This is a genomic window from Pantoea sp. PNT03 (assembly GCF_014852515.1).
In the GTDB taxonomy this organism is placed as follows: Bacteria; Pseudomonadota; Gammaproteobacteria; order Enterobacterales; family Enterobacteriaceae; genus Pantoea; species Pantoea leporis.
This window is the reverse complement of sequence record NZ_JACVBT010000002.1, coordinates 26,670-45,799: the sequence shown is the minus strand read 5'-3', so window position 1 is coordinate 45,799 and position 19,130 is coordinate 26,670. Positions and strand designations below refer to the sequence as shown.

Here is a 19,130-nt window from a genome sequence, read left to right as displayed (position 1 = left end):
AGGCCGCCGGAGGGAATTACCAGCTGTAGCTGACGGAAGCCACAATGGTGCGACCGCTGCCGTAGAAGCAGGCGCTTTCATTACTGCATGACGCCACGTAGTGCTTATCCGCGAGATTATTGACGTTGAGCTGCAGCGTGGTGCCACGCAGCGAGTTCGCCGCTTCGCCCAGCTCATACTTCGCCATCGCATCATACAAGGTGTAATGCGGTACTTTGTCGACGCCAATTTCATCCGCTGGCGCGGTGCCGGTATAACGTACGCCGCTGCCCAGCGTTAAGCCGCTCAGCACGCCATCAAGGAAGGTATAGCTGCCCCACGCCGACGCCGCATGACGCGGAATGCTCGACGGTGAATGGCCGATGCGCTGCGTGATGCTGCTCTCTTTGGTCACCGCATCGGTGTAGGTATAGGCCGCTAACAGTTTGATCTCTGGCGTAATCTGCGCATGCGCTTCGGTTTCGATGCCTTTCGAACGCACTTTACCAATCTGCTCGTTATAACCGGTCACGCTGTTATAAGCAGTGATATTTTTCTGCGTGATATCAAACGCTGACACGGTAAACACCGCATCCCAACCTACCGGCTGATACTTCACGCCCACTTCGGTCTGTTCGCCGGTGGTCGGTTTAAAAGGATCGGTGCCTGGCGCGCCGCTGTTGAGGTTTGGCTCGAACGAGATGCTGTAGCTGACGTACGGTGAAATGCCGTTATCAAACGCATACAGCAGACCCGCGCGGCCAGTGAACTTGTTGTCATTCTGCTGGGTTTGGCTGTCGTCGGTGCGATCCTGCGTGCGCACTTCGCTCCAGTCGTGACGTCCGGAGAGCAGCAGGTTCCACTGATTCCACTCCAGCTGATCCTGCAGATAAACACCCACCTGATCGAGCTTCTTGCGCGTGCTGGTGGTGAGCGTCAAATCGCTCTCGTTGATGCTGATGCGCGTCGGATTCGCCCAGTCGAGGATGTACTGATCGCCGCTGTCGCGCCACAGTTTGTTATCCACGTCGCTCCACTTGTAATCCAGCCCGCCGAGCACGGTGTGCGCGATGTTGCCGGTTTCAAAGGTGGCTTTCAGCTGGTTATCAAGACCCAACTCTTTCGACTTGATCTTGTCATGCTGCGGACGACGATTGATGGAGTGATCGTTATCGGCATCAAAGGTATACACCAGATATTTGTACGATTCGTCCATGTTGCTGTAGCGCAGATTCTGCGTGAAGCTGATGTTATCGCTTAAATTGTGCTCGAAGATATAGCCAATCGACGTCTGTTCGCGCTTGGCTTCGTTGAAGCTCGGATCGCTGACGTTGAAATCGTAAGGGATAAAGCCCGCGCTGCTCTCTTTCAACGTACCACTGGCCGGCAGGAAGTTACGGTATCCCGCTTTCGGCTCGTTTTGATACATCGTCAGCAGCGTGAAACTGGTGTCTGCGTTCGGCAGCCAGGTTATCGCTGGCGCAATCGCCATGCGCTGCTGTTTGTTGTCCTTAACGAACTCATGTTTGGTGCTGGCAATACCGTTCAGGCGGTAAAACAGCGTGTTGTCATCATTCAGCTTGCCGCCAAAATCAAACGCCGCTTCACCCAAATGCTGGTTGCCGGTGCTGAGCTGCACTTTGTGAATGCTCTGCGCGGTCGGGCGCTTGCTGGTCATGGCCACGATACCGCCCGGATTCACCTGGCCGTACAGCACAGAAGCTGGGCCGTGGATCATCTCTACGCGCTCCAGCAACCAGGGATCGATCTGCCCCGCTGCGCCCGCCTGGCCGGATAAACCGTAGCTCAGGCCATCGAGGAATTTCGGCGCATAGCGGAAACCGCGCGCGATGATCTCATCATTACGGTTGGAGTTACCGCGATAGTTGGTCAACACGCCGCTGCTGTAGCTCAGCGCATCCGCAACGGAAGCCGCCGCCTGATCGTCCATCTGCTCGCGGGTAATCACAGAAATGGATTGTGGGGTTTTGCGCAGCGGCGTCGCGGTTTTGGTGCCTGCCGCGCTCTCTTTCGCCACGTAGCCCTGCAGCGGCGAGGTCACGCTTTCACGCGTGTCGGCGTTGACGGTAAGGGTCTCTTCGGCAGCCACGCTGAAGGCGGCTGGTGTCACCAACAAAATTGAGGCCAGAGAAAGGTACAGAGGATTGAATCTGAACTGCCGTGCCACAGCAGGTATTGCTGAATTTTTAGCTTTAACGGACATAGTTGCCATCTCTATTTCAAACTGCCTTGTAGATGAAATAATCCGTTCAGTCGCCCTCGCCCAACGACAAGGGCTGTAACGGATTGAAATATTAATCTCTTGCGTAATTGACGGTCCTAATCTCCCCACGTGACGTCCTTCACAAAATAATCCACTGAAATTACGAGGGTTTATCAGACACGAAAAATCATATTGCAAATGTAAATCGTTATCAATAGCATTTGCATTAGCTTTTATTAAGTAAAGACAGTGAACAAAATGTGGAGATGGGTTGCAGGATGTTTCTAACAAGCGCAGAAAATACGACGCAGACGTGGTTGCCCGCCGGAACAGTTGCGCAATGGTTGCAGCAGGCCGAAATAGGAAGCGAAAGCTGGTGGCAGCGGCTTTACGCGGTCGGTACGCCGCTGGTGGAGCGAGACGAAAGCGGTCAAACAACCATGCACTTCTTCTGGCGCGATCCCGAAGGACATTCCGCACGTTCTTCCACTGAACGGGTTTATGTCGATATTAATGGCGTCACCGATCACCACAGCGAAGCGCCAGAAAGTCTGGTGCGCGTCGGCGACAGCAACGTCTGGCATTGGTCGACTGCCATTGAATCTGACTGGCGCGGCAGTTATAGCCTGATTCCCGCCACCGCGCAGCAGTTACCGCCGCTGTTTTGTGGCGATGATGCCGACTGCCGCGCGCTGCAGCGTAAGTGGTGGATCTCGCTGATGCCGCTGGCGATCCCCGACAAATTCAATCCCACGCCGCCGTTTCTCAGCAGCCGCCGTTTTGCGCTGAGCAACGCGCACATGCCGGATGCGCCGGATCAATCGGCCTGGCGCGCGCTGGATGCCGGCATGGCGGAAACCTGGCCGGATACGCTGCAAACCCTGCAGTGGCACAGCGCGTTGCTCAACGTCACGCGCAACGTCTGGCTTTATAGCACCGGAACAACCGCTCAGCCCGAACAGCGTCCGCTGGCAATCCTGCTCGATGGACAAAACTGGGTGTACGGTCAACCGATTTTCAGCGCGCTGGATCAGGTCACCGCCGATGGCGCACTGCCGCCCGCCTGCTGGCTGTTTATCGATGTTATCGACAGCCAGCACCGCGAAGCCGAATTGCCGTGCAATGAAACCTTCTGGCAGGCGGTGCAGCAGGAACTGTTGCCGCTGGCACGCCAGCACGCGGCCTTTAGTAGCGACGCTGACCGCACGCTGGTGGCCGGGCAAAGCTATGGCGGACTCGCCGCGCTCTATGCCGGTTTGCACTGGCCGCAGCGTTTTGGCCGCATTCTCACGCAATCCGGCTCCTTCTGGTGGCCGCATCTGCAATACATCCGCGACTACGCCAACCGCGAGCAGCACGCGCCCGGCTTGCTACTGGAGCAGCTGCAACAGGGCGACTTACCGCCGGGCAAGTTGAAAATTTTCCAGGAAGTGGGCGATCGCGAGGCGGACATGGTGTACGTCAACCAGCAGATCGTCCCGGCGCTGCAAGCCGCAGGCCATGAATTACATTTTCGCCGCTTCGCCGGAGGGCACGATGCGTTGTGCTGGCGTGGCGGTTTGATCGACGGCTGCCGCTGGCTGCTGGCCGATTTTCTCTCCCCTACATCAACCTCTGAAGGTAACCACCATGTCTGAACAACAGAATCCGTTTGATAACGACGCGCTCGATTTTCTGGTGCTGCTTAACGCGCGCCAGCAATACAGCCTGTGGCCCGCTTTTGCTCCGGTTCCGGCAGGTTGGCATAACGTGGCGGGACCGCTGACGCGCAGCGCCGCCATTGAGTTTATCGAAGCAAACTGGCACGACATGCGGCCAGCGACGCAACAGACGTCGTCTACCGCGCATTAAATTTTTTTAACTTTCTCTTTTTTAAATTGTTTTTCTCGACAGGAATTGTCCTTTGGCATCGCTAAACAACTATTCTCCAGCCTATCCACTCGTCGCGGCGCAGCCCGGCATCTGGATCGCTGACAGCATTGCGCAGCAGCGCAATCAATTTACCGTGGCGCACTACAGCGTGCTGCACGGCGACATCAATCGCGCGGCGCTGGACAGCGCCATTCAGCAGGCAATGGCGGAAGCCGATACCGTGCAGGCACGCTTCGGCCTGGACGAACATGGCAATCCGGCGCAGTGGTTTGGTGCACAAGCGCCGGTCGCGCCGGAATGGCACGATTTCAGCCAGCGCGGCGATGCCAGCAGCCAGGCGCACAAACTGATGCAGGCCGATCTCGCAGCCGATCTGCCCGCCGACGGCGACAAACCGCTCTATCGTCACGCGCTGATGCGCATCGGCGACGGCAGCTGGCTGTGGTATCAGCGCTATCACCATTTGCTGGTGGATGGCTTCAGCTTTGAAGCGCTGACTCAACGCGTCGCAGCGATCTACGCCGCCCTTTGCGCCGGCGAAGCGCCCGCGCCCTCGCCGTTTACCCCGTTCACCACGGTGATTGAAGAGATTCAGCAGTGGCAGGATTCGCCGGCTTTTGCCCGCTCCGCCAGCCACTGGCAAAGTTACGCAGCGGATTTGCCGGAAACCCTGACGCTTGCCAGTGAAAACGTCAGCAATTCCGGCGATCGCCCAATCAGCTGTCAGGTAACGCTGCCGCAACTGACCACGCTGCGACAGCAGCAGCCACTCGCCGACAGCAGCGAAGGCGATATTGTCAGCGCGCTGTTGGTGGCCTATCTGGCCCGCTTCAGTAACAGCCAACGTTTGTCGATTGGCTTCCCGTTTATGCGCCGCATGGGTTCGGCGGCGATTTCTACCCTCGGGCCGGTGGTCAACGTGTTGCCGCTGATTTTCAGCGTCAGCGATGAGATGACCTTGCCGATGCTGGTGCAGCAGGTGCAAAGCGAAATCCGCAAAGCGCGCCGTCATCAGCGTTATGAAGCGGAACAGCTGCGCCGCGATCTCGGTCTGGTCGGCAGCAGCCAGGCGCTGTATGGTCCGGTAATAAACGTCAAGGTTTACCACGACGATCTGCAGTTCGATGGCCATGCAGCCCCAACGCACACGCTGGCGATGGGCCCGGTCGACGATCTCGAGTTCGAAGTTGGCTTCCGCGCTGGCGCATTGCAGCTGACGCTGGTGGCAAGCCCGCGCCGCTACGATGCGCCAACGCTACAACGTCACGCCGAGCGCATCAGCCACGTGCTCACGCAATTTGCGGCGGATGCCAACACGCAAATCGGCGCGCTGTCACTGCTGGCGCCCCAGGAACTGATCGATCTGCAACGCTGGTCGACCGGGCCAACCATCGTGCCGCCCGTCAATACCGACACCATCGTCGATATCCTGCTGCAAGCCGCTGAGCACTACGGCGAGCAGACCGCAGTGGTGTGCGGTGATCGCAGCCTGAGCTATCGCCAGCTAGCCGATCGCGCGATGCAACTGGCGCATCTGTTGATCGCGCGGGGCCTGCAAGCCGACGACGTGGTGGCGATTGGCATTCCGCGTTCGGTGGATTCACTGGTAGCGATGTTCGGCGTGCTGGCGAGCGGCGCGGCTTATATGCCGCTCGATCTCGACTATCCGCGCGAACGCCTGGCGCTGATGTGCGATGACGCGCTGCCGAAGCTGCTGCTGACGCACTCCAGTACGCTGGCGCAAATGCCGGAGTTGCCGCATCTGCTGATTGATCAGATTGCGTTGAGCACCCTTTCCACCGCACGACCCGATACCCAACTGTGCGGCGACGATCTGGCCTACATGATTTACACCTCAGGATCGACCGGCCGCCCGAAAGGTGTGATGAGCACCCATCAAGGGTTGCTCAATCTGTTCCTGTCGCACCGCGAGCATCTGTTCGGCCCGGCGATTGCGCGCTTTAGCGCCAGCAGCCCGCGCCGCATGCGCGCCGGTCACACCGCTTCCTTCTCGTTCGATTCTTCATGGGAACCGCTGTTTTGCATGCTGATGGGCTGCGAGCTGAATATCTTCGACGAAGAGCTGCGCCGCGATGCGTGGGGTCTGATTCAGCAGATGAACGCGGTGCCGGTTGATTTGCTGGATATCACGCCGTCATTCTTTTCGCAGATGATCGACAGCGGCCTGCTGGAAGCCGATAACCATCGTCCCTCTTTCGTCATGATTGGTGGTGAAGCGGCCACGCCAACGTTGTGGAAGCTGATGCAGGAACAGCAGCAGATGGAGATCCACAACTACTACGGCCCGTCGGAATACACCATCGATACGCTGGGTGCCAGCGTCATGGCGTCGCCGCAGCCGGTGATTGGTCGTCCGGTGGGGAACAGCGAAGTCTATCTGCTGGATAACCAGCTGCGTCAGGTGCCGATTGGCTGCGCTGGCGAGCTGTATATCGCTGGAAGCGGCATCGCGCGCGGTTATCTGCGTCGTCCCGATCTCACCAGCGGACGCTTTGTCGCTAACCCCTTCCGCGACGGCGATGTGATGTACCGCAGCGGCGACCTGATGCGCTGGCGTCAGGATGGACAACTGGCGTTTATTGGCCGTACCGATCACCAGATTAAAGTGCGCGGTTTCCGCGTCGAACTTGGTGAAGTGGAAAACGCGCTGGTGGCGCTGCCGGAAGTCAGCACCGCCGTGGTGATCGCCGAAGTAATGGGCGCCACGCATCGCCTGATTGGTTACTGCTCGGTGCAGGATGATGCGCTGCGCGCCGATGCCGATCTCAACGCCCGTTTGCTGGCGCAGCTCGCCACGCAGCTGCCGGATTACATGGTGCCTGCGGTGCTGATGGTGATGGACGAATTGCCGCTCAACGTTAACGGCAAGATTGATCGTCAGGCGTTGCCGAAGCCGCAACAGGCGCAGCAAAGTCAAAGTCGCGCCGCCAGCACGCCGCAGGAGCAGCTGATTTGCCACGCGATTGGCAGCCTGCTGGGGCTGGAGAGCGTTGGCGCGGAAGATGATTTCTTCGCGCTCGGCGGCGACAGCATCTCAGCGATGGGGCTCAGCACCGCCGCCCGTCGCGCTGGCTATCTGTTGCGTCCACGCGAAATCTTTGCCGAACGTACCGCTGCACGCATGGCGCGGGGTTTGCAGCCGCTGGCACAACACCACACCGGCGCGCGCGTCGCGCAACAGGGCGAGATTGGCGGCTTGCCGATTCTGCACTGGTTCAACGCCCAGGCGGGCATCAATGCGCGCTTTGCTCACGGCGTGCTGCTGTCGGTGCCGCCGCAGTTGCAGCTCGTTCAGTTGGAACAACTGATCGATCAGCTGGCGCAGGCGCATCCGGCGCTCAACGCCTTTACGCGCGGCGATCAGCTGATTGTCGGCGAAGCACTGACGACGCGCCCTGCCCGCGTGCGTGCGCTGGAGGTGCAGGACCGCGACCAAGCAGCGGAACGGGCGTTCCACCAGGATGCTGAGGCGCTCGACCCGGCTAACGGCGCGCTGCTGCACGCCACGCTGCTGCAGCAAGATGGCGCCAGCTGTGGGCTGGTGTTTACGCTGCATCACCTGATTGTCGATGGCGTCTCGTGGCGCGTATTGCTGGAAGAACTGCAACAGGCCGGTGACGCGCTGCTCAATAACACGCCGCTGGTGATCCCCGCCGAGGAAACCTCGCTGCACGACTGGTCTGCCGCGCTGCTGGCGAACCTTGCGGCGCGCGCCAGCGAGTTACCGTTCTGGCAGCAGATGCTGGCCGAGCCGCTGCCGCTTGTCGGTCAACGGGCGATTCAGTCCGGCGATCGCCAACAGCATCAACGCACGCTGCTGGATGCCTCAACCACGCACGCGCTGCTCAACACGCTGCCGCAGCACTATCGCGCCACCAGCGAAGAGCTGCTGCTGACCTTGTTGACCCTCGCTCTGCGCCAGCTCAACGGCAGCGCACAGCAGCGCGTCACGCTGGAATCGCATGGCCGTGCTGAACTGCATGCGCAACAGGATCTGGCGCGCACCGTAGGCTGGCTGACGTCCGAATTCCCGCTGCTGCTGCCGTTGCCAGAAAATCCACATGCGCCGCTCAATGAGTGCGTACGCGCGGTGAAAGCGGTACTGCGTGCGGTGCCGGATCGCGGCATTGGCTACGGGCAGCTGCGCTGGCTCGATGCACATCGCGGCGTGACGCTGGAAAAACTGGCGGCACAACACGCGCCGCAGGTGCTGTTTAACTACCTCGGGCGCTTTACACCGCGCAGCGGTGACTGGACGCCACAGCGCACCGCGCAACAGTTCCGTGACACTTTCGCGGTATTGCAGGATGACGCGCTGCCGCTGCAGCACGCGTTGGAACTCAACGTCTTCGTTGAGGAGCAGCCACATGCGGCGCAGCTGGCGCTGAACTGGAGCTGGGCGGACGGCGTGCTCAACGCCGAAGCGATTACCGATTTACATCGGGCAATGGCGGCTGCCGCGCAGGCGCTGATCGCGCTGGCCCAACAGCAACCGCAGCACGCCGCCCACACGCTGGTGGCCGCCGAGGTGGCGCTGGAAGGCGTTGATGACGCGCTGCTGCAACAGCTGCATGCGCGTCACGGTGCGTTTAGCCATGCGCTGCCGCTATTGCCGCTGCAGAAAGGTTTGCTGTTCCACGCGCAAACCACCGCGCAGCAAGGCAGCTATAACTCGTTAACCAGCCTGACACTGAGCGGCGATATCAGCCCCGCAGCGGTACAAACCGCGCTCGACGCGGTGTTACAGCGTCATCCGCAGCTGGCGGCGCGCTTCGACGCCGAACTCAGCCTGCAACCGCTGCAGCTGATACCGGAAGGCGAATTGCACTGGCCGCTGACGCTGCTTCAGTTGGGCGAGGAAGAGGAGATGCTGGCGTTGGAACATCAGGCGCTGGCGCAGGATCTGTTTAGCCAGCCAATCATGCTGCACGCCACGCTGATCGCCCATCGCGATGGCGCGCGCTGGACGCTACTGCTCAACGCGCATCACTTGGTGGTGGATGGCTGGTCAACGCCGGTGATCCTCAACGATCTGCTCAGCGCGCTGCGCCAGCAAACTTTACCCGCGCACAGCAGCAGCTACGCCGACATCGTGCGTCAGCTCAGCCAGCACGACAGCCATGAAGCGCGTCAGCAGTGGCAAGCTTGCCTGAAAGACGTGCGTCCGACGCTGCTCTATCCGCAGGCCGCCGACAGTGCGGTTAACGAAAAGCGCATTACGCTGGATGCCACGCTGGAGCGGGAACTCTATGCGCTGTGCCGGGCGCGCGGCTTAACCCTGAACACCGTGATGCAGGGATTGTGGGGCTTGCTGCTGTCGGTCGCCAGCGGCCAGCAAGACGTGGTGTTTGGTGCGCCGGTTTCTGGCCGTTTTGGTCAGATTGACGGCATCGATCAGCACGTTGGCCTGTTCAGCAACACGCTGCCGGTGCGCGTGCGCTTCGATCATCAGCGTACGTTACTGGCGCAGCTCGCCGATCATCAGGCGCAGCAAATCCAGCTGATTGAGCAGGATTGCCTCGGCCTCGCCGAGATTCAGCAATGTGTCGGCGCCGGTACGCTGTTCGATACCTTGCTGGTGGTGGAGAACTATCCGGACAACCAAACGCTGCTGGATGCCAACGCCACCGTGCGCTGCGAAGCGATCCATAATCGCGGTTACACGCACTATCCGCTGACGCTGCTGGTGCTGCCGGGCGAACAGCTGACGCTGCTGATGGAGTATCGCGACTGCGTTAGCGAGCCGGAACGTCTGGCCGAGCGGCTGTTACTGCTACTGCAACAGCTGGTCAGCACGCCGGATCTGCCGCTGACGCAGTGGAAATTGCAAACGCTGGCCGAGCAATCGCTACTCGCCTGGGTGAATAACACCGGCGTGCAGCTGGAAAATGAAACCCTGCAGCAGGCGATTGCCCAGCAGGCGGCGCGCACGCCGGACGCGCTGGCGCTAATGGATGTCGATCACCGTCTGAGCTACGGCGAAATGCAGCGTCAGGCCGCGCTGCTGGCGGATCGCCTGATTGAAGCGGGCGTGATGCCAGGCGATATCGTCGCCGTGGCGCTGCCGCGCTCGGTGCGTCTCAGCATTGCGCTCACTGCCATTCTGCAGGCGGGCGCGGCCTATTTGCCGTTGGATATCGGTTATCCCGATGAACGTCTGGCTTATATGGTGGAAGATGCGCGGCCGTGGGTGCTGATCACCGAATCCGCGCTGGAAACCCGCTTTGACACGTTTGGCACGCTGATGATGTTTGATGGTTTAGCCGGTGAACACATTCAGCCGCGCCACCCTTTGCCGCAGGCGGATGCCAATCGCCCGGCTTACGTGCTTTACACCTCGGGCTCGACCGGTAAACCAAAAGGCGTGGTGGTGAATCAGCGCGCCATCGTCAATCGCCTGCGCTGGATGCAGGCCAGCTACCCGCTGCGCGCCGACGATGTAGTGTTGCAGAAGACGCCGTGCAGCTTTGATGTATCGGTGTGGGAGTTTTTCTGGCCGCTGATGACCGGTGCGCAGCTGATGATGGCGCCGCCGGAAGCGCACCGCGATCCGCAGGCGCTGTGGCAGCTGATCGACGATTATCGCGTGACCACCCTGCACTTCGTGCCCTCGATGTTAGCGGCCTTTGTCGGCCATCTCGCCGCGCAAACCGAGCAAGCTTGCCCAACGCTGCGCCGCGTATTCTGCAGCGGTGAAGCGCTGGCGTGCGACCTGGCGCGCAGCTATCAGGAGATGATCGCCGCGCCGCTGCACAATCTGTATGGCCCAACCGAAGCCGCCGTCGATGTCACCTGGCAACCCGCCAGCGGCAGCGCGCTGGAAGGCCTTAATGGGCCGGGCGTGCCGATTGGTCGTCCGGTGTGGAACACGCAGCTGCATATTCTCGATAGCCTGCTGCGACCGGTACCGGTTGGCGTGCCGGGCGATCTCTATCTCAGCGGCGTGCAGTTGGCCGATGGCTATTTGCATCGCGCCGACCTTACGTCACAGCGCTTTGTCGCCGCGCCGTTTGCCGAAGGCGAGCGCATGTATCGCACCGGCGATATCGCCAGCTGGCGCGCCGACGGCGCGGTGGAGTATCTCGGCCGCAGCGACGATCAGCTAAAAATGCGTGGACAGCGTATCGAGCCGGGCGAAATCGAACGGGCGCTAGTGGCGCTGCCGGGCGTGGCGCAGGCGGTGGTGGCGGCGCGCGCGCTGACGCAGCACGCCACGCCGGGCGTCGATAACCGTCAGCTGCTCGGCTGGCTGGTGGCCGAAACGGGCGTGGCGCTGGATATCGACGCGGTGAAGCAGCAGCTCGGCGAACGTCTGCCGGCGCATATGCAGCCGGTCAGCTATCTGCTGCTCGACCATCTGCCGCTCAGCGCCAACGGCAAGCTGGATCGTAAAGCGCTGCCGATGCCGCAGCTCAGCGCGCGCAGCGGCCGCCTGCCGCACAGCGCCAACGAGCGTTTGCTGGCGGATCTGTTCCAGCAGCTGCTTGGTTGCGACAGCGTGTTTGCCGATGACGACTTCTTCGCGCTCGGTGGTCATTCGCTGCTGGCGATGCGTCTGGCGGCGGAACTGCGTCGTCGTGAGATGCCGCCGCTCAGCGTCGGGCAGATCATCGCCGCGCGCAGCGTGGAGAAGCTGGCGGCGCTGCTTGACGGCGGTGGCAACAGTGAAAGCGGTGGCAACGGCGAACTGCTGCCGCTGCGCGCCGGTCACGGCCCGACGCTGTTCTGCATCCATCCGGCATCCGGCTTCGCCTGGCAGTACAGCGCCCTGCTGCACTATCTCGACGGCGACTTCCCGATTGTCGGCCTGCAATCGCCGCGACCAAACGGCGTGATTGCTGCCTGTCACAGCGTGGAGGCGATGTGCGAACGCCATCTGCAGGCGATTCGCCAGCAGCAGCCGAGCGGTCCGTATTTCCTGCTCGGCTATTCACTCGGCGGCACGCTGGCGCAAGGCATTGCGTCACGTTTGCAGGCGCAGGGTGAAACGGTGGCATTCCTCGGCCTGCTGGATACCTATCCGGCAGAAGGTCAGGACTGGCGCACGCCGGATGCCGATGAAGCGGAACAGGAAGTGGCGCGTGAGCAAGCCGAGTTTATGGCTGCGACCGAAGATGAGCGCGATCCGCTGCTGCGTGAAGAGAAGGCGGCGATGTTTAGCACCATCGTCGCCAACTACAAAGACGCCGTCGCACGCCTCGCCGAAGCGCGTACGCCGCGCTATGCCGGCCACGCCACGCTGTTTATGGCCGAGAAAACCCTGCCGCCGGAGATGGATGTGCGCGCCAGTTGGGCACCTTTCGTTGATGAATTGACGATCTTCCCGCTGGATTGCGAACACGCCGATATTCTTTCAGCAGATTCGTTGCAGGTGCTGGGACCGTTGATAAACCGTTTGTTAGCTCGGCGTTAATTGAGGCACATACCGTAGCGGCGCGATTCATCGCGCCCTTTTGAAAAACGCGCAATAAATTGCGCCGCTACGGGTGATGCAAATGTGATTCACCGTTGGAAATTTATGGCTAAGCCCTCGATATTCTTAGATTTCAGTTTGCTTAAAAACAATGCATCCTTCCGCGCGATATTCTGCGCGCGCATGCTCTCGGTATTCGCCCTTGGCATGCTGGCAGTTGGCGTACCAGTGCAAATTCAGGCGATGACCGGCTCCACGCTGCAGGTTGGCGTGGCGGTAATGCTCGACGGCATCGGCATGTTCGTCGGCCTGCTGCTCGGCGGCGTGCTGGCCGATCGCTACGATCGCCGCAAACTAATCCTGTTCGCGCGCGGCACCTGCGGCATCGGCTTTGTGCTGCTCAGCCTCAACGCCTTCAGCCCAGCACCTTCGTTGCTGGCGCTCTACTTCCTCGCCTTCTGGGATGGCTTCTTTGGCGCGCTCGGCATGACTGCGCTAATGGCAGTGATCCCGCTAATCGTCGGACGTGAACATCTGGCGGAAGCCGGTGCGCTCAGTATGCTAACGGTGCGCCTCGGCGCGATTTTGTCGCCCGCGCTCGGCGGCATGATCATCGTTGCGGCGGGTGTCGGGTGGGCGTTTGCGGTCGCCGCGATTGGTACGCTAGCAACGCTGATTCCGCTGGTGCGTTTACCGTCGATGAAGCCCGAACAACAGGAGCCGGAGCATCCGCTGCGCGCGCTGGCGAGCGGCATGCAGTTTGTCTGCCAGCATAAAGTGGTCGGCGCGGTGGTGCTGGTTGGCTTGCTGCTCAGCATGGTTGGCGCGGTGCGTATTCTGTTCCCGGCGCTGGCGATCACCTATCACGCCGATGCATCCGCATTAGGATTGATGTACTCGGCGGTGCCGCTGGGTGCGATGATCGGTGCCTTTACCAGCGGCTGGGTGCGGCAGTTAACGCGCCCGGGATGGGTGCTGATGGGTTGTGCGCTACTGGCATTTGCCTGTATCGCCTCACTCGGTCTTTACAGTCATCTGATGCCCGCGCTGCTGGCGCTGGTGTGTTACGGCTACAGCAACGCCATCGCCTCGCTATTGCAGTTTATGCTGACGCAGCACCACACGCCGGATGCGCTGCTGGGACGCGTCAACAGCCTCGGCACCGCGCAGGATGTGACCGGCGATTCGGTCGGTGCATTGGGTTTAGGCGCGCTGGCACGTGTGCTGGCACCGTTGAGCAGCGTGCTGTGGTTTGGCGGATTGGCGGCGGGATTGCTGGTGCTGTTGTCGCTGGCGGCGCGCGGCCTGCGCTCGGCGCGCCTCAGTGAACAACCGGACGCGCCGCAGCCCGCCACCGCAGAGGCTTAACGGGTAAACTGCCGCTCGATGCTGCTGAGCATATTGCTGGCGCTGTAGTAATCGAGGCGGAAAGTATCGTTACCCACGGCAAAGATGTCGTGCTGCTGTACCGCCGGCAGATGGGCGAGGAACGGATTCTTCGCCACCTGCGGCACGGTTTTCTCATCAGCAGCGAATAGCAAAAGCGTGTTACCGGTGATGCCATCGGCCATGTTTTCGCCGTTCAGCTGAATAATGTCATTGCGCTTACCCATGCTGGTGCTGCCCTGAAAACTGGCGGGCGGCGCGGCCAGCGTAAAGCCCAAATCCTGTAATAGCGCGCCCTGCGCCGATGCTGGCGTCCACAAGTTCATTCCGCGTCCATCTTCGTAATAGACCAGCGCAGAGGTCGGCTGCGGCGGCAGCGTAATCTTGTGACGCACTGCTTCGACTCGTTGGTCGAATGCTGCGATCACCTTATTGGCATCAGCTTCATGGCCGGTAATCTCGCCCAGCTGCAAGGTCAATGCCTGCCAGCTCTTATCGCCGTAGTCGATCACTAACACCGGCGCAATGGTTTGCAGCTGATCGTAAAGACGCAGCGCCGAATCGCCGCCGGTGGCGGCAATCACAATCAAATCCGGTGCTTCGGCGGCAATCGCTTCGGCATTCGGCTGCGAGATATAGAGCGGTTTAACCTGACGCACTTTGGCCACCGCGCTCCATTGCGTAAAAAAGCCCTGCGCATCCGATACGCTGCTATTGCGGCTGGTGGCGCCGGAGCCAATCAGCGGCGCGTTAATTGCCAGCAAAGTGCCACTCAGCGTAACGCTGGTCGAGACAATGCGCTGCGGCGGCTGTTGCAGCGTGAAGGGGCCTTTCGGTGTGGCGATAGTGCGCGGCCAGGCGGCGTCGGCTTGTACATGGGTGCAGATGAAAAACAGGCTAAGCAGCAGAGAAAGAGCGGGGAAACGCATCAGGTTGTCCATCACTTGATAGTTGAGAATAAATATCATTATCAAAAATAAGTGTAGGTGCAAGGGAAATTGTGCGTGGTTGCCCTCACCCTAATCCTCTCCCGCAGGCGGGAGAGGGAATGGTTAGATGGCGCGGATGTTAGGCCCCCTCTCCCGCGCGCGGGAGAAGGCTGGGGTGAGGGACAAACTACACCAACCTACAACGAATATCGCCCCATCGGCGCCACAGCCTTAATCACACCATTACCCTTCATATACTCACCAAACGCCTGATAGCGCGCCTGATCAAACGCCGCACTGTGCGCGGCGAAATATGGCAGCGTGGCCTGCCACGCCTCGTGATTGAGCGGCGTATCCAGCTCGGGATATTTTTCGATAAACGCCTGCCACGCTTCTTGCGGATGCGCGCGTAGCCACGCCACGCCGGCATCCAGGCCACGTAAAAACGCCGGAATGCGTTTGTCCTGCGCGGCAGTTTTCTGGTTTGCAAGGATGATCAACTCATCATAAGCAGGCACGCCGTAATCTTCCGGCTTGAACACCGTTGGCTGCGCGCCTTTGTCTTTCAGATCCAGCAGCTCATAGTTGCGAAAGATGGTCATCGCGCCATCAATCTTGTGCGTTAGCAACGCGGAGGTGCCATCCATATTCAGGTTGATAAGCTTCACCGAGTCGGCATCAACGCCCTGCGCTTTTAGCATATTGCGGATCGCCACGTCTTCGGTGCCCGGCACCGCGTAGCCGATGGTTTTGCCAGCGAAATCCTTCAGCGAGTGAATATCGTCTGACACCGTGGTCAGCGTATTCAGCGGCTGATTAATCAACGTGCCGACGCGGATCACTGGCACGTCTTTATCCACCAGCGTGTAGAGCTGCGGCTGGTAGCTGACGGCGAGATCGACTTTGCCCGCCGCCAGCAGCAGCGGCACGGACGCGGAATCGGCGGGCGCGATCATCTCGACATCCAGCCCCTCTTTCTTAAACGCGCCGCTGTGCTGGGCAGCAAAAATCGCCGCGTGATTGGGGTTGATAAACCAGTCAAGCAGCAGGCGAACTTTCTCCGCCGCCTGCACGTTAGCGGTCGCCAGCAGCAGCAACGCGGTCAATGCCATTCGTAGGGTTTTCACGGTATTTCCTTATGTAGATTGCCAGAGGATTTTCTTGCGCATCAGCGCCACGCTGCCCGAAAGCAGCAGCGCCAGAATCAGTAACAGCAGCAGCGCCGCGAAGCTGGTGGCGATTTCGAGTCGCGCGTTGGATTGCATCATCAGATAGCCGAGCCCTTCGCTGGCGCCGACCCATTCACCAATCACCACGCCAATCGGGGCCAATACCACCGCCATCTGCAGGCCGGAGAAAAACTGCGGTAACGCGGCAGGCCAGCGCACGCGCCAGAAGATGCGGAAACGCGACGACGTGGAGGTTTGCGCCAGCTCCAGCCAACCGACCGGCGTACGGCACAGCCCATCAAACAGTGACAAGCACAGCGGGAAGAACAGGATCAAAGCCGCCACCACCACTTTTGAGGCGATGCAAAAGCCGAGCCACAGCACCAGCAGCGGCGCGAGGGCAAACACCGGGATTGCCTGGCTAGCAGTGACCAGCGGAAACAGCACGCGACGCAGCAGCGTACTGGCGGCCATCAGCACCGCCAGCGTCACGCCCGCGCCGACGCCCAGCAACAGCGCCAGCACAATTTCCGCCAGCGTATAGAGCGCGTGATGCCACAGCAGTTGACGATGCAGCCACAGCGCCTCCAGCACCGCCTGTGGCGCGGGCAGCAGGAAACTCGGCACGCCGCTGTGACGCGCCAGTAACCAGCCGCACAGCAGCACCACGATCAGGTAGATCGCGCTAAACACTGTTTTCATGGGTATTCAGTCGGGAGAAGAGTTGCGCCTGCGCCTGCAGGACGTCGGGATGATCAAACGGACGCGGCGCGTCACCGCTAGCAACCGGCCAGCTTTCGATAGCCAGCGGCTGGCCTTGCAGCAGCAGAATGTCATCGGCCATGCGGCACGCTTCAAGCGGATCGTGCGTCACCAGCAGCACAGTTTTGCCCCGCAGTAATCCGGCGGTCAGCGTTTGCAAACTGAGTTTGGTCATCACATCCAGCGTGGCGAAGGGTTCATCCATCAGCACCACGTCGCGCTGCGCATAAAGCGTGCGTGCCAGCGCCACGCGTTGCCGCATGCCGCCGGAGAGTTGATGCGGGGGTGCATGCGCCACGTCGCTGAGTTTTACCTGCTCGAGCAGCGCCAGCGCACGCGGGCGATCCGGCTTGTCGCCGCTGAGCCGCGCCGACAGCATCACGTTGTCGAGCACCGTCAGCCACGGATACAGCAGATCCTGCTGGCCCATCCACGCCACGTTGCCGCTCAAGCCCTGCACCGCGCCCTGCTGCGGCTGAAGTAAGCCGGCCACCAACCGCAGCAGCGTACTTTTGCCGATGCCGCTGCGTCCCAGCATTACCGTGGTTTTGCCACCGCGCAGGTGCAGATTCAACCGCTGACACAGCGGTTTATCGCCCCAGCTAAAACTCACATCGTTGAACAGAATGTCCTGATTCATGGGCGATTGGCCGCCAGAATCGCCAGCTGGTGAAATCCGCGCTGCGCCAGTGCGCTGGCGGCTTGCGCGGCACGAATGCCGCTGGCGCACACCAGCACGATGCGCTGCTGGGCGGGCGGCTGCCACGCGGCGATCGCCTGCGGCAAGATGCGCTCAACGCCATCCGCCACGCTGACCGGCGCTTCTTCATAGCTGCGCAGTTCGACAATGCAGTCATCGGCGGCCAACTGTTGCGGATCGATAAACGGCACCGCATGTTCCGGCTCTTCAGCATCATCAAAGCGGAACTGGCGGAAGTGCCAGTTCACAAAATCGCAATTCACCAGACAACCGAGCGGCGATGGCGACAACTGCAGCAGCACGCTGAGCGCCATCTGCGCCTGCATCGCGCCGAGCGTTGCCACCGCCGGGCCCATCACGCCTGCGGTGTTGCAGTTCGCGGCCGATGACGGCAAGCGCGGGAACAGCGCGCGATAGCTCGGCGCGCCGCCACAGAATCCGCCGACGTAACCTTGCCGCCCCAGCACCGAGGCGCTGATCAGCGGCATGCCCGCTTGCATGCAAGCATCGGAAAGTTGGTAGGTGACGGCAAAGTTATCGGCGGCGTCGATCACCAGATCGCATCCCGCCAGCGCCTGCTGCAGATTGCTGGCGCTCAGCGACTGCTGCAGCGCCTCGATTTGCACCCGCGGATTGCGCTGCTGCAAGGCGTGCTGCGCGCGCAGCACTTTGGGCTGGTCAATATCCTGCTCAGTAAACAACGTTTGCCGATGCAGATTATGCAGCGCCACCACATCGTCGTCATACAGCCGAATATGGCCGACGCCCGCCCCCACCAGCTGCGGCAGGAGTGTGGCGCCTAATCCGCCCGCGCCCGCCACCAGCACGCGCGCGTTAAGTAGCTTTTGCTGCCCTGCCTCGCCGATTTCCGCCAGCATCATCTGGCGTTGATAACGTTGCATAGTTGGCTGCCTCAACTCAGATTTGCCAGGCCGAAGATCGGCGTGGACGCGGCTGCCATATCGCGCTTCTCCATCAGTCCGGCAGCGCGCGCGGCCTGTCCGGCTTCAATCGCCAGCCGGAAGGCGTTGGCCATGCCGACTGGATCGCCGGCTTTGGCGACGGCGGTGTTAAGCAGAATGCCATCGAAGCCCATCTCCATCGCCTGTGCCGCCTGCGACGGCGCGCCAATGCCCGCATCAATGATCAGCGGGTTGTCGCTGAACCACGCACGCATGGCGCGCAGGCCATCGATGTTGCGCAAACCCTGGCCAGAACCAATCGGCGCACCCCACGGCATCAACAGTTCGCAACCTGCCGCCAGCAGCTTTTCGCCGACGATCAGATCTTCGGTGGTGTACGGAAATACCTGAAAACCCTCTGCGCTGAGGATGCGCGCGGCTTCCACCAGCGCGAAAGGATCCGGTTGCAGCGTGTCGGCGTGACCAATCACTTCCAGTTTGATCCACGCGGTGTTGAACAGTTCGCGCGCCATGTGCGCGGTGGTGACGGCCTCTTTTACCGTGTGACAACCGGCGGTATTCGGTAACACGCGGATGTTAAGGCTGGTCAGCAGTTCGCGGAATGCCGCGCCTGCCGCGCCTTCGCGCCGCAAACTGACGGTGATGATGTCGGTGCCGGCGGCGGCAATCGCCTGCTGCAAAATGGCGGGTGAAGGATAACCGGCAGTGCCGAGCAGGAAGCGTGATTGCGGTTCAAAATCGTAAAACATCGC

General features: G+C 60.8%; 11 protein-coding genes. 4 read left to right on the top strand and 7 right to left on the bottom strand.

What is annotated here, in order from left to right:
• Positions 1-16 precede the first annotated feature (16 nt).
• Complete coding sequence (locus tag IB226_RS08320; protein ID WP_192234600.1) at positions 17-2,203, bottom strand: TonB-dependent siderophore receptor; 2,187 nt, start codon at positions 2,201-2,203, stop codon at positions 17-19.
• Between the two features lie 278 nt (positions 2,204-2,481).
• Here IB226_RS08320 and fes point away from each other — a divergent pair, with 278 nt between their 5' ends.
• From fes to entS, 4 genes are all read left to right on the top strand, one after another.
• Positions 2,482-3,840 (top strand): enterochelin esterase, encoded by a 1,359-nt coding sequence (gene fes / locus IB226_RS08315; RefSeq protein ID WP_192234597.1) that lies wholly within the window; start codon positions 2,482-2,484, stop codon positions 3,838-3,840.
• Entirely contained in the window at positions 3,833-4,054 is a 222-nt protein-coding gene (locus tag IB226_RS08310) for an MbtH family protein (RefSeq protein WP_176973441.1), read from the top strand. Before fes ends, IB226_RS08310 begins: the two co-directional genes overlap by 8 nt.
• 52 nt (positions 4,055-4,106) lie before the next feature.
• Positions 4,107-12,509, top strand: a complete 8,403-nt coding sequence (locus tag IB226_RS08305; protein WP_192234595.1) for a non-ribosomal peptide synthetase — start codon at positions 4,107-4,109, stop codon at positions 12,507-12,509.
• A 105-nt stretch (positions 12,510-12,614) separates the two neighbouring features.
• Positions 12,615-13,877: an enterobactin transporter EntS gene (gene entS, locus IB226_RS08300; protein ID WP_192234593.1), complete on the top strand. Its 1,263-nt coding sequence runs from the start codon at positions 12,615-12,617 to the stop codon at positions 13,875-13,877.
• Here the strand turns inward: entS and fepB are convergent.
• The 6 genes from fepB to IB226_RS08270 form a co-directional block, all read right to left on the bottom strand.
• A complete protein-coding gene (fepB, locus tag IB226_RS08295; protein ID WP_192234591.1) occupies positions 13,874-14,824 on the bottom strand; it encodes a Fe2+-enterobactin ABC transporter substrate-binding protein in 951 nt (316 codons plus the stop codon). The two genes, entS and fepB, sit on opposite strands and share 4 nt — an antisense overlap.
• 197 nt (positions 14,825-15,021) lie before the next feature.
• Positions 15,022-15,951, bottom strand: coding sequence for an ABC transporter substrate-binding protein (locus IB226_RS08290; protein ID WP_192234589.1), 930 nt, complete (start codon positions 15,949-15,951; stop codon positions 15,022-15,024).
• Positions 15,952-15,960: 9 nt separating this feature from the next.
• Positions 15,961-16,695: an ABC transporter permease gene (locus tag IB226_RS08285; RefSeq protein WP_192234587.1), complete on the bottom strand. Its 735-nt coding sequence runs from the start codon at positions 16,693-16,695 to the stop codon at positions 15,961-15,963.
• On the bottom strand, positions 16,679-17,395 hold the full coding sequence (locus tag IB226_RS08280; protein WP_110866726.1) for an ABC transporter ATP-binding protein: 717 nt from the start codon (positions 17,393-17,395) through the stop codon (positions 16,679-16,681). Before IB226_RS08280 ends, IB226_RS08285 begins: the two co-directional genes overlap by 17 nt.
• Positions 17,392-18,357, bottom strand: coding sequence for a HesA/MoeB/ThiF family protein (locus IB226_RS08275; protein WP_192234585.1), 966 nt, complete (start codon positions 18,355-18,357; stop codon positions 17,392-17,394). Before IB226_RS08275 ends, IB226_RS08280 begins: the two co-directional genes overlap by 4 nt.
• Before the next feature lie 11 nt (positions 18,358-18,368).
• Positions 18,369-19,127, bottom strand: a complete 759-nt coding sequence (locus IB226_RS08270; RefSeq protein ID WP_192234583.1) for a thiazole synthase — start codon at positions 19,125-19,127, stop codon at positions 18,369-18,371.
• Positions 19,128-19,130 lie beyond the last annotated feature (3 nt).

Coding starts and splice junctions, on each gene's coding strand:
- fes (WP_192234597.1), top strand. CDS start 2,482: ATGTTTCTAACAAGCGCAGAAAATACGACGCAGACGTGGTTGCCCGCC.
- IB226_RS08320 (WP_192234600.1), bottom strand. CDS start 2,203: ATGTCCGTTAAAGCTAAAAATTCAGCAATACCTGCTGTGGCACGGCAG.
- IB226_RS08275 (WP_192234585.1), bottom strand. CDS start 18,357: ATGCAACGTTATCAACGCCAGATGATGCTGGCGGAAATCGGCGAGGCA.
- fepB (WP_192234591.1), bottom strand. CDS start 14,824: ATGCGTTTCCCCGCTCTTTCTCTGCTGCTTAGCCTGTTTTTCATCTGC.
- IB226_RS08285 (WP_192234587.1), bottom strand. CDS start 16,695: ATGAAAACAGTGTTTAGCGCGATCTACCTGATCGTGGTGCTGCTGTGC.
- IB226_RS08280 (WP_110866726.1), bottom strand. CDS start 17,395: ATGAATCAGGACATTCTGTTCAACGATGTGAGTTTTAGCTGGGGCGAT.
- IB226_RS08270 (WP_192234583.1), bottom strand. CDS start 19,127: ATGTTTTACGATTTTGAACCGCAATCACGCTTCCTGCTCGGCACTGCC.
- IB226_RS08310 (WP_176973441.1), top strand. CDS start 3,833: ATGTCTGAACAACAGAATCCGTTTGATAACGACGCGCTCGATTTTCTG.
- entS (WP_192234593.1), top strand. CDS start 12,615: ATGGCTAAGCCCTCGATATTCTTAGATTTCAGTTTGCTTAAAAACAAT.